Annotated in this window: 16 protein-coding genes; 3 read left to right on the top strand and 13 right to left on the bottom strand. The window is 46.2% G+C overall.

Annotated features, from left to right (window positions below; all coding sequences use genetic code 11):
• Positions 1-13 precede the first annotated feature (13 nt).
• From BN6539_RS14050 to BN6539_RS14040, 3 genes are read right to left on the bottom strand one after another with little or no spacing between them, the layout of a single operon-like run.
• Positions 14-1,444: a sodium:solute symporter family protein gene (locus BN6539_RS14050; RefSeq protein WP_067539817.1), complete on the bottom strand. Its 1,431-nt coding sequence runs from the start codon at positions 1,442-1,444 to the stop codon at positions 14-16.
• Positions 1,445-1,481: 37 nt separating this feature from the next.
• Complete coding sequence (locus BN6539_RS14045; RefSeq protein ID WP_067539814.1) at positions 1,482-2,651, bottom strand: aminotransferase class I/II-fold pyridoxal phosphate-dependent enzyme; 1,170 nt, start codon at positions 2,649-2,651, stop codon at positions 1,482-1,484.
• 21 nt (positions 2,652-2,672) lie between these two features.
• Entirely contained in the window at positions 2,673-3,449 is a 777-nt protein-coding gene (locus BN6539_RS14040) for a dimethylarginine dimethylaminohydrolase family protein (protein ID WP_067539805.1), read from the bottom strand.
• Positions 3,450-3,646: 197 nt separating this feature from the next.
• Here BN6539_RS14040 and BN6539_RS14035 point away from each other — a divergent pair, with 197 nt between their 5' ends.
• A complete protein-coding gene (locus tag BN6539_RS14035; RefSeq protein ID WP_067539803.1) occupies positions 3,647-4,294 on the top strand; it encodes a GntR family transcriptional regulator in 648 nt (215 codons plus the stop codon).
• Positions 4,295-4,370: 76 nt separating this feature from the next.
• Here the strand turns inward: BN6539_RS14035 and BN6539_RS14030 are convergent, their stop codons facing one another.
• The 6 genes from BN6539_RS14030 to BN6539_RS14005 all read right to left on the bottom strand — a co-directional run bounded on the left by BN6539_RS14030 (position 4,371) and on the right by BN6539_RS14005 (position 10,664).
• A complete protein-coding gene (locus tag BN6539_RS14030; RefSeq protein ID WP_067539800.1) occupies positions 4,371-4,904 on the bottom strand; it encodes a putative immunity protein in 534 nt (177 codons plus the stop codon).
• A 134-nt stretch (positions 4,905-5,038) separates the two neighbouring features.
• Positions 5,039-6,412, bottom strand: coding sequence for a Na+/H+ antiporter NhaC family protein (locus tag BN6539_RS14025; RefSeq protein ID WP_067539797.1), 1,374 nt, complete (start codon positions 6,410-6,412; stop codon positions 5,039-5,041).
• 20 nt (positions 6,413-6,432) lie between these two features.
• Positions 6,433-7,794 carry a Sapep family Mn(2+)-dependent dipeptidase gene (locus BN6539_RS14020; protein WP_067539794.1) on the bottom strand — a complete coding sequence of 454 codons (1,362 nt, stop codon included), beginning with the start codon at positions 7,792-7,794 and terminating at the stop codon, positions 6,433-6,435.
• A gap of 214 nt (positions 7,795-8,008) precedes the next feature.
• The gene (locus BN6539_RS14015; RefSeq protein ID WP_067539791.1) at positions 8,009-8,683 is read right to left on the bottom strand and encodes a MerR family transcriptional regulator; all 675 of its coding nucleotides are present in this window, start codon (positions 8,681-8,683) and stop codon (positions 8,009-8,011) included.
• Between the two features lie 11 nt (positions 8,684-8,694).
• The gene (locus BN6539_RS14010) at positions 8,695-9,672 is read right to left on the bottom strand and encodes a lysine exporter LysO family protein (RefSeq protein ID WP_067539788.1); all 978 of its coding nucleotides are present in this window, start codon (positions 9,670-9,672) and stop codon (positions 8,695-8,697) included.
• A 23-nt stretch (positions 9,673-9,695) separates the two neighbouring features.
• Positions 9,696-10,664 (bottom strand): lysine exporter LysO family protein, encoded by a 969-nt coding sequence (locus BN6539_RS14005; RefSeq protein WP_067539786.1) that lies wholly within the window; start codon positions 10,662-10,664, stop codon positions 9,696-9,698.
• 226 nt (positions 10,665-10,890) lie between these two features.
• On the opposite strand from BN6539_RS14005, the gene BN6539_RS14000 reads away from it, so the two are divergent.
• A complete protein-coding gene (locus tag BN6539_RS14000) occupies positions 10,891-12,207 on the top strand; it encodes a uracil-xanthine permease family protein (RefSeq protein WP_067539783.1) in 1,317 nt (438 codons plus the stop codon).
• Positions 12,208-12,664: 457 nt separating this feature from the next.
• On the opposite strand, the gene BN6539_RS13995 is transcribed toward BN6539_RS14000, so the two are convergent.
• Together BN6539_RS13995 and mtaB are read right to left on the bottom strand one after the other, a co-directional pair.
• Entirely contained in the window at positions 12,665-13,006 is a 342-nt protein-coding gene (locus BN6539_RS13995; protein WP_067539780.1) for a histidine triad nucleotide-binding protein, read from the bottom strand.
• Complete coding sequence (gene mtaB / locus BN6539_RS13990; RefSeq protein WP_067539778.1) at positions 12,999-14,300, bottom strand: tRNA (N(6)-L-threonylcarbamoyladenosine(37)-C(2))-methylthiotransferase MtaB; 1,302 nt, start codon at positions 14,298-14,300, stop codon at positions 12,999-13,001. The genes BN6539_RS13995 and mtaB overlap by 8 nt, the downstream gene beginning before the upstream one ends.
• 120 nt (positions 14,301-14,420) lie before the next feature.
• Between mtaB and BN6539_RS13985 the strand changes: the two genes are divergently transcribed.
• Entirely contained in the window at positions 14,421-16,106 is a 1,686-nt protein-coding gene (locus BN6539_RS13985) for a polysaccharide deacetylase family protein (protein WP_067539775.1), read from the top strand.
• 19 nt (positions 16,107-16,125) lie between these two features.
• On the opposite strand, the gene BN6539_RS13980 is transcribed toward BN6539_RS13985, so the two are convergent.
• Positions 16,126-16,860, bottom strand: a complete 735-nt coding sequence (locus tag BN6539_RS13980; RefSeq protein WP_067539772.1) for an RsmE family RNA methyltransferase — start codon at positions 16,858-16,860, stop codon at positions 16,126-16,128.
• Entirely contained in the window at positions 16,857-17,453 is a 597-nt protein-coding gene (locus BN6539_RS13975; protein WP_067539770.1) for a hypothetical protein, read from the bottom strand. The genes BN6539_RS13980 and BN6539_RS13975 overlap by 4 nt, the downstream gene beginning before the upstream one ends.
• Positions 17,454-17,456: the final 3 nt, after the last annotated feature.

Raw genomic sequence — 17,456 nt, 5'->3', positions numbered from 1 at the left:
CACCTTACTAAGCTTATGCCGCTTTCTCTTCTACGCTGACTTTATCCTTCCAAATCAGTGAGCCAATAATCAAAGTCAAAATAGATGCTCCCACACCGATAAATGTCGGATCGCCCAACGGTACGTCATATCCTACGGTAAAGAATAGAACCGCCGGGATGCCGCCGCCGAGGATAATGGATAAGGTAGCAGCTCTCTTTGACGTCTTATATTTAAAGAACAGGGCAGCTACCAACACTGGCACTAAAGCTGAACCGACGATGCTGAATACCGCGGTCAGATAATCAAGCAGACTTGTAATGAACAACGCCACGATGATACCAAGTATGCCGATAATAATTGTCAATTTCGGCAGCGCTTTTGAAATCTTTTCTTCTGGCATATCTGGTTTGATTGTTCTTCCGATGTCATACATGATGTGAGTCGTTGCCAAAATCAGGAAGGAGTCAAAGGAGGACATGACAGCAGCTACTGTTCCTGCCAAGCAGATTCCCTTGATAACCGGCGGATAATACGTTGCAATGAACAATGGCAGCACGGAATCTTTCGCCTCGATTCCCGGCATCAAGACATGGATTGCACCACCGATGACGAGAATGGAAACTCCGAAGAGCAGCGCTATGATTCCCGTCGTCGTAAAAGAAAATCTCGCCGTCTTGGCATCTTTTGCTGATAAAGCCCTCTGTGGCATGGTCGGATCGCCAGGCGATGTCAGGAAGTAAGTCAGTACCGTTCCGACAATTCCCACAGTCACGCCTCCTGCCAAAGGATTCGTGATCGTCATCCCCTCTGCTTCATAAGTAGTAATAATCGTGTCCATACCTCCATCTACCATAGTCAAACCGATAATCGGACCAATAATAAATACGCCGAGAATCATAATGCCCAACTGCGCAACATCTGTCCAAACGACTGCAAAGAATCCGCCCATTGCCGTATAAGCGATAGAAATTGCCGCAGCGATGATCGTCGCTACAGGAATCGAAATATTAATTCCGCTGAACACGTAGACAATAATCGTTCTAAGACCGGCAATGTTAATTGCTACCAAAGCAACAGCATAAATAGAAACGACAATTGCCGCAGCCAGTCTTGTAGATACGCCGAAAACAGACGTAATCTCTGCCAATGACCTGGCGTTGGTATTTCTAATAGCCTTGCTCCAGATTCCCATTGTGACCAGACCGATGCCCATGCCTATGTAAATCCAGAAAGCCGAACTCTCTGCTCCACTGGTGTACACATTTCCCACAGCGCCCATCAACATGCCTGATCCTACCATTGTAGCCAGAATCGTGCCGATTAAGGCCCATCTATTAAATCTTCTTCCTCCCAGGATGAAATCATCCATTGTTTCGATTTTGCCTTTTGCAATAAAGCCAATTACCAGCATGCCTGCAAGATATATTGCTATAATGATCCAGTCTATAATACCAATATTCATATTTCACCTTTCACTTTCTTCTATATCAGGCAATAGTTTATTTAAAAATCTTCATTTTCTCCAATCTGTCAAAGGCTTCCTTCAATGTATCGATACCTACTGTGCATGCAATGCGGATATAGCCTTCTCCCGCTTCACCAAATCCGCTACCCGGCAGCACCAACACATGGGCTTCATCGAGGATTTTTTCCCAGATGTCCATAGAACTGATGCCTGTCTGTTTGATGTTAGCAAAGACATAAAAAGTACCCTCTGGTTTCGTACAGGTGATATTCTTCATTTTTTGTATGCGTTCATAGAGATACATCACCCTCTTATAGTACTCTTCGTACAACCCTTTCTGGATTTCCTTTCTACCCTTAATCGCTGCGATGCCTAGTCTCTGAGACATAGAGTTAATGGTGAAGTTGACTGCTTCATTCACTCGTCTCATAGTAGCAATCAATTCCTTATCAGCGATAACGTGTCCTAGTCTTAACCCAGTCATGGAGTAATCTTTCGAATAACTGTATATCGTAATCACTCGTTTTGGCCGCTCTTCATAGGAACAAATCGCCTTTTTATTGTCGGTATAGTTCAATGCTCCATAAATATCATCAGCGATGACCAGAAAATCGTATTTCTCGGCCATTTCCAGTATCCCCCTGACGTTTTCCTGGCTGTATACCTTACCGCTTGGATTATTTGGAGAATTAATGATTACAGCCTTCGTGCGGCTTGTAATGTGTTTTTCAAATTCTGCCAGATCCACATCAAAGTTGTCTTCGCTGCGTGTGTTGTAGACTACCAGCTTCCCTCTTGGCAGTTCAATTTGCGGTTGGTAATAGATATAATACGGCGCAATAGCGATGACTTCATCACCTTCATCGAGAATTGCTTCCATAGTCAGATACATGGCGTGGGTGCCGCCTGCAGTGATGATGATTTCATCTTCGTCGAAGTCAAATCCGTAATCTTCTTTATACTGTTTGATTGTTTCCCGTCTCAAATCCTCATCGCCCAGGAATTCTGTATATCTTGTATGTCCTGCCAAAGCTTCTTCATGCATTTTGTCGATGCATCCCTTATCGGCCGGGTAATCCGGATCGCCTATGCTGAGATCGATCACATCGTCATATCGTTTTACCATCTCATTGGTCTTGCTCAGAGCAGCCTCTTCAAAATCCCAATGTCTCTTTGCTATGTACGGACTCTTCAAATCCTTCATCTCCCATCTCATTTATCTCAATTAAAATCTAAGTGACAGACAACTCAGGCCGCCGTCCAATTTTCTGTATTCTGACGTATCTACCAGCAAGGTTTCATACCCCATACCTTTTACCGCCTCTAAAACAGCCGGATAACCTTCAGGCACGATGACTTTATCGTTGACCCAGATGCAATTTGCTGCATAGGCTTCTTCCTCTGGAATGACAACTTTGTCGTATTTTTCAAAATCCGGCTTCTCGATGAACTCTCCTGATACCAGCATGTTGTTGTTTTCCAAATAGTTGACACCTGTCTTCAAGTGCAATACTTTCTCCAGCTTTACTTCAGAGCAAGTCATATCATATTTGGCGAGGATTTCTGTCAGCTGTCTGATGCCTTCCTCGTTGGTTCTTGCAGATCTTCCAACATAGAAGTGGTCGCCAACCATCATGACGTCTCCGCCTTCCAGGGTACCAGGCGCTTTGATGTATTCAATCTGATCGTCAGAGAAGAATTTCTTTACTGCTCCTACGATCTCGTCTTTCTCACCGTTTCTCGATGCTGCACCAGGATTCGTGATGATTGCACACTTTCTCGTAATCAGTGCCGGGTCCTCTACGAAACAGGAGTCAGGGTATCTCTCGTCAGCTTCCAGAACTGTCACATCAACATCGCATTGTTTCAGTGCTTCGATATAAGCGTCATGCTGTTTTAATGCCAGTTCATAATCAGGCTTGCCTAATTCAGGTACGGAGGTAATGCCCTCTACCATTGCTTTACACGGTCTTCTCACGATTACATGGTTAAACTTTTTCATTTTACTTTTCTCCTTTTCTTCATCAATTCTTACGGTGTATAATATACAATTTTTATTATAGAGGATTATACACCGTATATTATATTTTGTCAATGTATTCTGTTAATTCTGTCAAATATATATTTTTATTCCTTTTTTCCATATTTTGTGCTATTATGGTTACATTAAACGGAGACTTACCAATTTGGAGGAATTGTATGAAAAAATACAAGACACTAAAAGACCATGTATACAGCTACATTACAGAACAAGTTTTAGAGGGAAAGCTTATTCCTTCTCAGCGCATTAATGAGACTGCAATTTCACAGGAACTATCTGTAAGCAGAACTCCCGTCAGAGAGGCTTTGATTCAGTTATCTTGCGAAGGTGTTCTGGATAATGTGCCAAGAAAAGGCTTTGTTTTAAAAGGTGTTTCAGAAAAGGAAGCTTCAGAGTTATATGTTGTAATCGGCGCCCTGGACGGTATTGCTGCTCAGATGACTTGCAATATTTTAACTGATAAAGATTTATCTCGCATGGATTTCTATATCCAGAGCATGGATTTGGCCATCAAAACCGACAACTACGAGATGTACTTAACACAACAAGACCTATTCCATCTGGTGTATATTGAAAAATGTGATAATGAGGTTTTAGAGGATACTATATCCAGACTAAAGAGTAAATTTTTCACCAGAGGATTTTCTAAGGACGAGGCTAGTAGAAGCAAGGAGTACCTGGCTCTGATTAATGACGAGCACCGTGAAATTTTAAAACTATTTAAAGAGAAAGACAGTGCCGGGCTATACAATTATATGGTTAATGTCCATTGGTCACCTACCAATGCGCATCACGAAATATTATAATATCAAAAAAGGATGCTGTTTGAAGGGAAGACCCATCATTCAGCATCCTTTTATTCTGTGGTTTTCTGCTATCGTATCAGCAGTTCCATTTAATCTTCACAGGGTTCGATTCATTGCAGACTGCAATCTTCTGCAGAGAATTCAGCGCTTGTCCCAATTCTTTCTCGGCCAATTCATCATAAATCTCCGCTGGCTGTGTCAAGCCTGCACGGCTATAGGCGACGGCCGCCGCACCATAGAACAGAAAGCCAAGAGCATTGGTCGGCGTCTGCATCACGGCACATGCTGCGGAAATTGCACGTGCTGCCGCTTGGCCGACTGGGTTATCGGTGATTTCACGCCCAATCAGCCCGGCCTCTCTGATCAGAGGCTTAACCTCGCTCAACTTCCTGCTTTCCTGCAGATATTCTTCACAGGCTGTTACAATCTCTCTCAGCCGCCGCTCTGCAGGACAAACCTCTTCATAGATCGCTAAATAATGATCTTTTGCATAGGTGACTGCCCAGATCCCTAACGTAATCTTGCTCTGCGTCTCGATCAGATTCATCAAGTCAATACTTGCTTTTGATTCCACGCTCCCCAACATTTTTCTCAGCTTCCCCTTAGCCATAGCCAATCCTCCTCTTCCTTTCTCATAGTTTATCACAATGACGATACCTGTTACAATACCTTTAAGCTACCTGAATGAAGTTCCGCGAAACCATCAGAAGAAAATCAAAAACCTAATCAGAACTTATGGACATGTCATAATGCGAAACCCATGATGACAAAGCCGATGGCGGCCAGGACAAAAGGAACCCCTACCAGCGGCGCTGAAGTCCTGAAATACTCTGCATTTGTCACCTGCGTCGATGCAGACGTCAAAATAACCGTGTCGGAATAGAGGCAGATATGTCCGCCAAAAGCGACGGCAGAAATCAAAGCTCCGCCGCATAACAGCGGGTTTACACCCAGTGCTGCAGCCAAAGGTCCCACGATTGGAAAAGCAATTGCTGCAAGCCCCCAAAAACTGCCCGAAGCGAAAGACAGCAGGCCGATGACGATGAAAATAGTTGCGGGCAGCAGTGCCGGATTGACAGCTTTTAAAGCGATGTCTACAACGAACTGCACCAGACCCAGCTGGCCGTTGACTTCAATCAAGGTGTAAGACAAAATAATGATGACCAGCATGGAAAACATGTCGGCCAGCCCGGCCATGATGTTGTTAAAATATTCCTTCACACTCATCAGCCTCTGCGGCAAGTACATGACAAAACACAGCGCCAATGCTGCAAATACACCGATGAGCAGGTCCTCTGTGGTTACAGTCAACACAGCCACCAAGATAATAGGCGCCAGGAAGTTAAACGCTCTGCATTTCTTGCCCTTGAATTTCAGCTCTTCATCAGGCAGGGCCTTCAGCTGTGCCTTTGTCTGCGCAGAAAATACCTCTCCCGTATCCAGCGCCCTGCGCTCAGCAGACTTCATCGGCCCAAAGAGAGGAATCACTTTGAGAATAAAGAGCGGCACGCAGATGACAGCCAGCCATCCGTAAAGCATGTAGGGAATCGTATGGATATATGCGCCTGATACGCTGTAGCCTCCCAACATGTCAGCCTTTTCCATCAGACCTCCCATAAAGGCCGCCCAGGATGAAAACGGAATAATTGCACATACCGTCACGCCCGTTGAGTTGATGATATAGGCCAGCATCTCTCGGGAAACTCTCTCTTTGTCGGTGATCTTTCTCACTGCCGCGCCTACAGCCAGACAGTTTAAATAATCATCCACACAGACGATAATACCCAAAATCCAAGTTCCAATCATAGACGCCGTCCTGGTTTTTAAGAATCGTTCCGCCAACCGGGAAAACCCCAGGGCGCCGCCAGCTTCAGTAATCAGCATGATTAAAGACCCGAACAGGCCGCAGATCAGCAATACCCAGGCTGTATTATCATCGGTCATGACCTCTGTCAAAGTTTCCAGAAAACCGTTAAAGGCTTTGATCGGGTTACCTCCAGCAACCATGATAAAGCCTGTCGCCACGCCGAGGAATAAGGAAATAAAAGTGTCCTTGGTGATAAGTGCAAATACGATGATAACGATGACAGGTATTAAACTCCAAAATCCAAAACTCATAAAAATAACTCCCTTCTCAATTACTTAAAACTCTGCTCTGACAGAGCCACCTTATTTAATGCGATGGCAAATACTTTTCCGTTGTCCAGCAGACTTTTGATCGATATGTGCTCATTGTCCTCATGACAGGTATCTTCGTCACCGGGAAAAATCGGCCCCCAGGAGACGATGCCCGGCATGGCTTTGGCGTAAGAACCGCCGTATGCCAGGACAAACGAATGCTTTCTGCCGGAGCCTTCTTCGTAAGCCTGTGCGAAGGCTTTCATAAACGGTCTCTCCTTGCTGACGTACACCGCTGGCATAGAGCTGGATACTTGGAGTTTCCCTCCATAGGCTTCTGCCACTTCTCTTAATCTGGTGATGATTTCCGTCTCTGCTGTACCATAGGCAAATCTGATGTTGATATGAACCAGCAGGTGGTTTTTATCCGTTCTCACCAAAGTCGGCGCAAAGACGTTACGGTGGACGAACTCTCCGTTATACATCTCACTTTCGCTATACAAACCGACTTCCTCTCCATAGAGACTGCTGAACTTTTCTTTCAGCATCATCAAAATTCTGCTGATTTGATTCTCGCGGTGCTCTGTTTGGGCGACTAAATCCGCCATATTAAAAATAGCGTTTTCCCCCTTCTCCGGCTGACAGGAATGAACTGGCTTCCCCGTCGTCGTCAGGGTCTTGCTTTCTGCTGCCGCCCCATTCTGATATCTGACCAGCTGACAGCTGCAGCTGCCCGGCACGGCATTGGTCGCCTGTCCGGCAAGGATGCTTGTAAAATACCAGCCGTCCCTGTCCCTTGTTTCATCTAGGTCAAAGTACAGCTCTACGTCCATACAGCCTTTTTCGATATTGCAGAGAGGAAATTCCCCATCAGGTGTAAATCCATAATCGGGCAGCGGAAAGTTCGCCACATAAGCTTCCATGTCAGACCATTCCACTTCTTCCTGGGTACCTAGAATCATCTGGACCTTTTTCTTAAGCGGCTCTCCACTCTCAAAGAGGCACTTCATCGCATAGAGACAAACGATGATCGCGCCTTTGTCGTCCATGGTTCCCCGTCCCCAAAGATGACCATCTCTTTCTGTCATTTCAAAAGGCGGACTGATCCAAGACTGGGGATTCTCTGGCGGCACCACGTCAACATGAGATAGAATGCCGATCGTCTCTTCCCCTTCTCCAATCTCAATCACACCTACCTGGTGATTGAGAACACTTTTTGCCTCAAACCCCATATTTTTTGCCAACTGCAGCACATAATCCAGCGCTTTGTCCACGTTTTCCTTGTCGGAAGACACACTGGGAATATCTACGAATCCTTTCAGATCTGAGATGATATTCTGCGCATGGTCATCGATGTACCGTTTCATTTCTTCTACCTTCAAACTGATAGCCTCCTTTGTCGTATTTATTTCTGCCTAACAAAAGAATAAACCTCGGGGTAACCCCGAGGTCAATACCTATTTATGAAGTTCTGCAAAATATCAGCTAATCTTTTATGGGCGCATAAATCTTGTAAAGTCCAGACCGTTTATCATCTACATAATAATTCGTGTCCTCCCGGCCGTAGAATTCTCCGGTCAGATGGAGATCGTGCTTTCAGGCGTAATCTATCATGGGTTCAATCATCTCAAGTACATCATCACTGTAATGGACTTCTGTAATCAGGCAGTGATCTGCTTTCTCCTCAATGATGTTGTCATAGGTATTGGATACCTTTAATTTGACCGAACCTTCAATGGAAAGATATCGCTGCAGCTTTGGTCTCACTTCGTTGATATTGTAGTAAAATGAAATGGAAACGCCGCCCCAGTCCTCTTTGTCCAAATCAAAACATTCCTCCAGATACCGGGCCATATGGTTCGGCTCTTCAAAACAACCGTATCTTCTGAACTCTGCCGGCATGGCGCCAACTGTGAACCTGCCGATCAGGTTTAATTCCCTGCGGTAGTTTTCCTGCCACAGGTCCAAGTCTGAAAGGGAACTGACCAGCTCTTTGATCTCGCCAATCATATCTGACTTTCTTTGATCGATGACCGCTCCGATATCTTCCAAGTGCAGGCCGCCCATAATCAGCTTAATTTCTTTCATGGTCAGATTCATCGTCCTGTAAAATAGTACATCGGTCAACTTCATCAAGTCGTCAGAAGAATACTCCCAATAGTTGTTCTCCTCATTTTTCTTCGGCTTGATGATGCCCTCTTTGACATAATATCGGATGGCCTCGTTGGAAATGCCGAGGGCTTTAGAAATTTCTCCTACAGTTAGAAACATTGCTTATCCTCCTATCCCAGTATCAACGGGATCAAAATCGGTACCGATACAGTTTGAATCAAACCTGAGATGAACGAATAAATCGTCACGTCTCCCCGCGTCGATTTCTCTACAATGGGCAGACAGACGCCCATTGCAGTGGCGCCGCAGAGGCCGATTGCTTCCATGTATCCGACCTTTTTGGCTACAATAGGCACCAAAAGTAATGAAAAGTATTCTCTCATAATACAGTGCATAAAAGAAATCGCTGCACAGCGGGCCAATCCTCGTTCCAGAATAATGCCGGGCGCCAGTGAATACCACCCAAAGCCGGCAGTCACGGCAAAGGACTGGCGCAAGTCGATATCCATCAGCAGTGAGCAGAGGGCGGCGGCCAAAAACGCGCCTGCCATAATAGCAAAAGGAAAAAACAAAATCTTAGCGCCGACCTTCTTAAAGTTCTCAAGAACCGTTCCGTCAAGTCCCATGTTAAATCCAATCAAAAGAAGCAGCAGGAACAAACCCAGGTTCACCGCCAGCCCTGCACAAAAATCAAAGCGATCCATATGGCCTGCAAAGAGGCTGCCGACGAAAAAATAACCGCACAGAAGTCCAGCCATAACAGACAGCAAGATGGTCACGGCCATCACGGTCTGCGCCTTGCCTGATTTCTCGTCTGTCGTTACGGTCTCCTCCAAAGAATCAACTTCTCTATTCTGCATGACGGCCCAGCGATCCATGCCGATACACCTTCTGGTTAATGCGGCAGAAAGACTCGACAGCAGCATAATTGCCAATGTCATAGCGACAGAAATCAGTCCGATGGAACTGAGATGATCGGTCACTTCATTATTCGAACCCATTCTTAGGCCCATGGTGAACAGCAAAATAGCGATTGCCGCCGTCTGAATTCTGCCGGTCCATTTGGTGACCCAACGGTGTTCCCTCATTTTGCTGCCTACAAAATAGCCGATGATTGCCAATAAGGTATATGTAATCAAATCCTTCATCTATTTCGTCCTCTCCAAAGAAATTATCCCAGAATGAGTGGCACCAAAATAGGAACGGCCATACTCTGAATCACGCCCGAAATAAAGGAATACATGGCGATATCTCCGCGAGTCGCTTTTTCCACGATTGGAAGGCACACGTCCATGGAGGAGCATCCAGACACTGCCATAGATTCCAAATAGCCGACCTTTTTTGCCGTCATCGGAATGATTAACACAGAAATGTATTCCCGCATGATGTTATGCATAAATGAGACGGCGCTGGCCGTCACCAGGCCCTTTTCCAAGATAATGCCGGGAGCAAAGGTATACCAGCCGAAGCCCGCGCCGATGGCAAGAGACTCCCTGATGGAGAGAGGCAGGAACAAACTGCACAGCAAAGCGCCAGCCAGGGTTCCCACCATGATGATAAATGGAAAGGCAAGCACCCGCAGTCCGACTTTTCTAAAATGGTCGATGACAGTGCCCTCGAAGCCCATGTCAAAACCGACAAAGAACAACAGAATACAGAGACCGACGGTAATCAGATTGCCGGCCAGAGAGGCGAAAAATTCCATATCGGAAAAAATCCTGTCCACAGCGAAATAGCCGAAAGCCAGTCCTGCGACGACGCATATCAGGATGATGATGGTCATAGAGCCGTCCTTTTGAGCCTTTTCCTCCTCTTCTGCGATTTCTTCCGGCGGTACTTCGCTTCCCTCTATGTTCCCGTACTTGTCCAGCTTGAAGAACTTTCTAGAGATGGTGATGGCTGCCACTGAGCAGAATATAATCACCACGGTCATAATAAACGCATATAGTCCGATGGAGTTCAGATGCTCCATGACCTCACCTTTTGATCCCATGCTCATGCTCATGGTAAAGATCAGCACGATGATGGCAAAGGTCTGAATTCTGCCAGTCCATCTGGTAATCTCCTGCTTTGCTCTCAGTTTGCTGCCGACAAAGTAGCCGATGACGGCTACACTTAGATATAGAATTAAATCACTCATTGTTTACACCTCAAATTTTATAGTCACAATATCCATTATATATTTTCCCTTGACAGAAGTCCACGAATAATGTAGTATTTATCGAGAAAAGAACATCTTTAGGTCGGTAACATGATGCCGGCAAGATTTACATATTGGGAGAATAATAGATAATCTTGTCACGTCTGTGATAAGATTTTTTTTATGCCCGCAGATGTTTTTGCAAATTAAAGGAGGATTTATACGAATGACAAACGAAGATGTAAACAAACACGGAATCCACGATGCTTCTAAACTGGGAATACCCAAAATGCTGATACTGGGTCTTCAGCACACCTTTGCTATGTTCGGCGCCACTGTACTGGTTCCTATCCTGACCGGCCTCAGCGTTGCAACCACTTTGCTCATGGCCGGACTAGGGACGCTGCTGTTTCACTTTCTGACAAAAGGGAAGGTTCCCGCATTCTTAGGTTCCTCTTTTGCTTTCTTGGGAGGTTATGCGGCAGTGGCTCCTATGCTGGCAGACGGCACGCCTAATACAGAGATGCTGCCTTACGCCTGCGGCGGCGTATTTGCCGCAGGACTGGTTTACGTGGTGATGTCAGCCTTTATCAAAGCCTTCGGTGCAAAGAAGGTTATGCGGTTTTTTCCGCCAGTGGTAACTGGTCCCATCATCATCTCCATCGGTTTGATTCTGGCTCCTACAGCGATTACCAACTGTAAGACGAACTGGCTCCTGGCCCTGGTTGCACTTCTGACCATCATCATTTTCAACATCTGGGGAAGAGGCATGGCTAAAATCATACCGATCATCCTGGGGGTCGTGATATCTTATGTCGTTGCTGTCGTCACTGGCGCTGTAGACCTTTCTGCTATCAGTGAAGAATCCTGGGTCGGACTTCCGCCAATTATGATTATGAAGTTTGACGTCAGCGCCATCATCACCATCATGCCAATCGCACTGGCGACCATGATGGAGCATATCGGTGATATCTCTGCCATCGGCGCTACAACGGGCAACAACTATATTGCAAATCCAGGCCTTCACAGAACACTGTTAGGCGATGGACTGGCTACCTGCCTGTCCTCCGCTTTCGGCGGACCTGCCAATACAACTTATGGGGAAAACACAGGCGTTCTGGCGCTGACAAAGATTTATGATCCAGCGGTCATCCGCATCGCCGCCTGCTTTGCAGTCCTGCTGTCCTTCGTACCAAAGATCAGTTTCCTCATTTCCTCGATTCCAGCCGCCATCATCGGCGGTGTATCTCTGATCCTGTATGGTATGATCTCCGCAATTGGAATTAGAAATGTAGTAGAAAACCAGGTTGATTTTACTAAGTCCAGAAACACAATTATCGCTGCGCTCATCCTGGTATGCGCTTTGGGCTTCAACTCCGTAGGCGGAATCTCCTTTACTGCCTTTGGCGCAGAAATCACCCTTTCCGGGCTTGCTATCGCTGCTATCGTAGGAATTGCGGCCAATGCCATTTTACCTGGTAACGATTACGAGTTTAAAGAAGAAGAAGGAACCATCGAAAAGTTCCATACCTTTGAAATCTAAGATAACTACAGCCGGTGCTTTTATACAAAAAATAAAGCACCGGCTGTTTTAACATCTATCATTTCTTCCTGCCAAAGTTTCCGTCTTAGTCTTCTTCTGCAATGGCGGTATCAAACTACCGTCGTCACAGTCTTCTAAGTTTTCACTTTGCGAAACTAGATGCGTTCAACAGCCGGTACTTTTCTCTGTACCTCATTAAACACTTCTGGTGGTCTCACCTCTTTCTTCCCTGAAACATATGTTTCAGTTTATCTTATGTCAGAAGCTTTTGAATAGTACTTCATCGCTTTTTGTAACTAAAGTATAGCACATTTCATCCAAAAAGCAATACCTTTTTCAGAATTTTTCATTTTTTATTTTAGTCTTAACATCGTTGTAAAGGTAAAGGTATCGTTGTCCAAGCAAAAACAAACTAGTCCGAATTCGGACTAGTTTGTTTTTGCTGTACCACCATATATCAGCCTGGAGGCCAGGTCATTTTTCTCTTGCCGAGAATATGGAAGTGAAGATGCTTAACCGTTTGGAACGCGTCTTCTCCATTGTTGCTGACAACTCTGTAGCCGTTTGCAAGGCCCAGATCAGCAGCGATCTCGTGAATCTTAAACATGATGTGACCCAAAAGTTCTTGGTCCTCCTCTGTCACGTCGTCCAGTGACTCGATGTGTTTTTTGGGAATCACGAGAACGTGAACGGGAGCCTGGGGCTCCAAATCGTGAAATGCGATGATCTTGTCGTCTTCGTAAGCGACAGTCGACGGGATATCGTGACTTCCGATCCTGCAAAATATACAATCAGTCATTAACAATCTCTCCTTTCATGCCATCTTTATATTCATTTAAAAGTTTTACATTGTAAAACTGATTTAACATCGCATTCTCACCGATTGCATAAACTTTGATATAGTTGTCCGTGTAACCGGTCAGCAAGCCGTCTTCGCTGATTTCCTCAAACAAAACCTGCCGCTTAGCGCCTCTGCACAGGGTAAAAAACCGTCCGGCATCCGCCTCTGCTTTCTCAATCAAAATCCGGCTGCGGCTATTTTTCACCTCACCGGATATTTGCCCCCCGAGCTCCGCGGCTTTTGTCCCCTTTCTCGGTGAATACTTGAAAGCGTGTACTTTGCAGAATCCAACCTCGTCGATGATTCTGAGGCTGTCAGCAAAATCTTCTTCTGTCTCCCCCGGAAAACCCACGATGATGTCTGTCGTAATGCCGTACAGAGGATCAAATTCCTTAAGCACTTTGACGATATCCAGGTATGCCGTCCGATTGTAGCGGCGGTTCATCAGCTGTAAGACGTGATCCGATCCGCTCTGGATAGACAGGTGCAGGTGAGGACAGAGTTTCTCATACTTCAGAAGACGCTGAACATAGGAGGCGTTGATGACAGTCGGCTCCAGAGAACTGAGACGAATCCGAAAGTCCCCTGGCAAGGCATCGAGTTCCGCGATCAGCGGTTCGATGCCTCCATGACCCAGATCCTCCCCATAGAGAGCCGTATTGATTCCAGTCAGAATCAGTTCCTTGAAGCCTTTGGCGATCAGCCCGCCGGCTTCCTCTACGATTTCCGCCAAGGCCCGGCTTCTGACCTTGCCTCTGGCATAAGGAATGATACAATAGGAACAAAATCGATTGCATCCCTCCTGGATTTTGATGTAGGCGCGGGTTCTGGATTCCATGGAAGTGATCAGACCTGACGATTGGTATTTGTCAAGCTCTTCGTAGGCTTTGACGTGACACTGGGTCTCGCCCGCAGCCATATATTCCTCGATGTAACCGAGCAAATTTTGCTTTTCATTGGTGCCGGCGACGATGTTGACGCCTTCAATTTGGCTGACCTCATCAGGACTGACCTGGGCATAACAGCCTGTCACAGCCACCACAGCGCCTGGGTTGACCTTTTTCATCTTGCGAATATATTGCCGTGACTTGCGATCCGCCAGATTTGTCACGGTACATGTATTGATCACATAAGCGTCTGCAAAATCCTCTTCCCCTACGATTTCGTGGCCCGCTGCAGCGAACTGCTCCTTCATGGCCTCGCTCTCGTATTGGTTGACCTTGCAGCCTAATGTGTGAAATGCGATTTTCATAAACATCCTCTTTCTATTGTGTAAATCTAACTAGTTACTTAAATAGTACAACCTTTTTCTCGTAACTTCAAGAATAATCTTCGCTATGGGCGCATTATATTGTTATGAAAGGATTATTTTATGGCAAAGAAATTTTTCTCTGTTTTTTTAATATGTCTGTTAGTCTGCGTCATGGTCAGTGAGCACAGCGTCCAGGGTTTGATGGTCACCTCCGATAAAGCGAACAAAGATTACATCAAATGGGTTGATTTTGATATCACCTACGAAGCTTTGGAAGACGCCATGAATGTAGATATAGAAACTTACGAGCAAGACCTTCACGTCAGCTGGGTAGACATCCTGGCTTTCCTCGCCTGCAAATATGGCGGCGATTTTTCCATGTATTCTCACAAAGACATCGATTGGTTTGTGGAAACGCTCAACGAAGGCAGCTCGGTAGAAGATATCACATCTAATATGAAATCCTACCCTTATTACTATAAAGCCTACTGCGCCGTAATCGGCAATTTCCTCGGTTTGGATAAAGACGGCAACTATGGTCTTACCGCTTACTCCCCTGTAGCTGAAGGCTATTGGTACACTGACAGCGATGACTTTGGAAATGGCCGCAGCTACGGTTTTGCCCGCAAACATCTTGGGCATGACATGTTCTGCAGTGTTGGAACCCCTGTTGCAGCAGTTGAAGGCGGCAAAGTTGAAGCTCTCGGCTGGAATCAGTACGGCGGCTGGCGGATCGGCATCAGAAGCAACGACGGTTTTCGTTATTACTACTATGCCCACCTTCGCAAAGATTCTCCATACATAAAAGATCTCAAAGAAGGAGACACCGTCAAAGCCGGTCAGATTATCGGCTATTCCGGCCAGAGCGGATACAGCGTCAAAGAAAACGTCAACAATATCAATGTCCCTCACCTGCATTTCGGTATGCAACTGGTCTTCGACGAATCACAAAAAGAATGCAACTCAGAAATATGGATCGACACCTATGCCTTGATCCGTCTTCTGTCAAAGCATCGGGCATCGCCAGAAATCAAAGAAACAGCGAAGACTGCTGCCGCTACAGCGCAGGTCCCGATTCTGATGTATCACGGATTGACGAAAAAGCAGTCACAGGTCAACGACTACTTTATACCTGCAACCACCTTTGAAAGCGATATGAAATATCTGAAAGAAAACGGATATACAGCCATCACCATGACAGAACTCATCGACTACGTCTACGACAAGACGGGAAAGATAGCGCTGCCAGAAAAGCCGGTCGTCATCACCTTTGACGACGGCTACTGCAACAATTATAACTACGCTACCCCAGCCCTTGAGAAATACGGCATGAAAGCCGTCCTCTCCGTCATCGGTCACGCCTGCGAAGAGGCCAGCGTGGCAGATCACCGTGCGGAAGATTACTGCAATGTGACCTGGGATCAGATAAAAGAGATGTCAGATTCCGGTCTTTGGGAAATTCAGAATCACACCTGGGATTCGCACGAAGCAAAGGGCGGACGCAAAGGCGCCAGCAAGAAAGAATGGGAATCTGAAGATGTTTATGAGAAAATCCTGAAAGAGGATTTGTCAATACTGCAAAAGAAGTTGAAAGAAACCACAGGCGTCTATCCTAACACCTTCACCTGGCCTTTTGGCGCCTACACAGAAGATTCCCGTGATCTGCTCAAGTCCATGGGATTCAAGGCGACTCTCAGCTGCAACGGCGGCATTAATACGATAGAAAAAGGCGACACAGAGGGACTCTATCTGTTAAAAAGAAAACTTCGGACCCCTAAAGCATCCATAGCAGAACTGCTGCAGTGATGTTGATGCAGGGCAATCTCTACAGTTCCAGTTCATACATGGTCATGGCCAGAGCAGCCATGCCGGCTGTTTCTGTCCTGAGAATGGTCTTGCCCAGGGTTACGCGGGCAGCACCAGCTTCATCCAGCGCTGCTGCCTCCTTGTCCGAAAATCCCCCTTCCGGCCCGATGACAATAGCTACTGACCGGGGCTTTTCTGCAAGGCCGCGCAGGCAATCTTTGATGGAATAATCGCCCTCGTTTTCATAAGGAAAGAGGATTAAATCATAGTTCCGCAGCTTGTCAAGCATTTCGGAGAAGGGTCGCTGTCTGCCAACCTGTGGAACCATTCCCCGCTTGCATTGTTTGACCGCCTCATCGCTGATTTTCTGCCACCGGTCCAGCTTTTTGCTGAAATTACCCTTATCCACCACCACGGTGCGCTCCATAAACACAGGAATGATGGCGTGAACGCCTAGTTCTACGCACTTCTGGATAATACTCTCCATCTTTCCCGCCTTGGGAATGCCCTGAAAAAGAGTCACCTCAAGGTTCGGCTCCCTGGCGAACTTCTGTTTATCGAGGATAACCAGAAGCACTTCCTCTTCTTCTATGCGGACAATCTCCGCTCGATACTCCCATTCCATAGAATCGGATACGTCGATTTCGTCGCCTTCTCTCAATCTGAGCACCTTTGACAGATGCCTGATATCACCCTGATCCGTAATTTTGATATATTTGTCCCCGATGCATCCTGCATCTGCAAAAAGTCTCATATCCACCCTCCAAAGATCTTTGAAAAAACGTCAAAATATACCAATGCAAAAGTAAATGCCATGATAAAAGGCAGCGCCATTAGTTTTTGATTTTTTCCCGGAGCCAAAAGTATGTAAAGTATGATGGCACAGACGATATCAAAACCCAGTGAAACCGACATGCTGTGATAAATCGGATAACCTTCTGCGATCAAGAGGGAAATCGGCAAGGCGGCACAGCCAGCCCCCAGCCACTCTTTATCACCTGCATGCCAGTCAATAAATCCAATCAAAGCGCCGATCGCAGCAAAGATGATCCAGTAGACGACTTGTCCCATGTCGACGCGTCCTCCCAAGGCAAACAGATGGGTATAGTAAGCGGCAATGACCCCAATGAAATACAGGAACACATGGACTGCAGCCCGGACTGCTTCTGGCGAATAGACAGCAATCAGGGCGGAAACGAACACCCAGATGCCGATATTGGATATGATAGCGCCAATGACGCCGTTCCCTGCCAGGTCCTTGGCCAGCCAGCCCATAAGCATGCCTAGAACCAGGCAGAACAGCATGAATATAATATTATCTTTTTTCTTCGAGTTGCTTCTCTTCAATCA

Origin of the sequence: Emergencia timonensis (assembly GCF_900086585.1) — a bacterium.
GTDB lineage: Bacteria > Bacillota > Clostridia > Peptostreptococcales > Anaerovoracaceae > Senimuribacter > Senimuribacter timonensis.
Note: the sequence above shows the minus strand (reverse complement) of the source record. Positions and strands in the feature narration are given on the sequence as shown.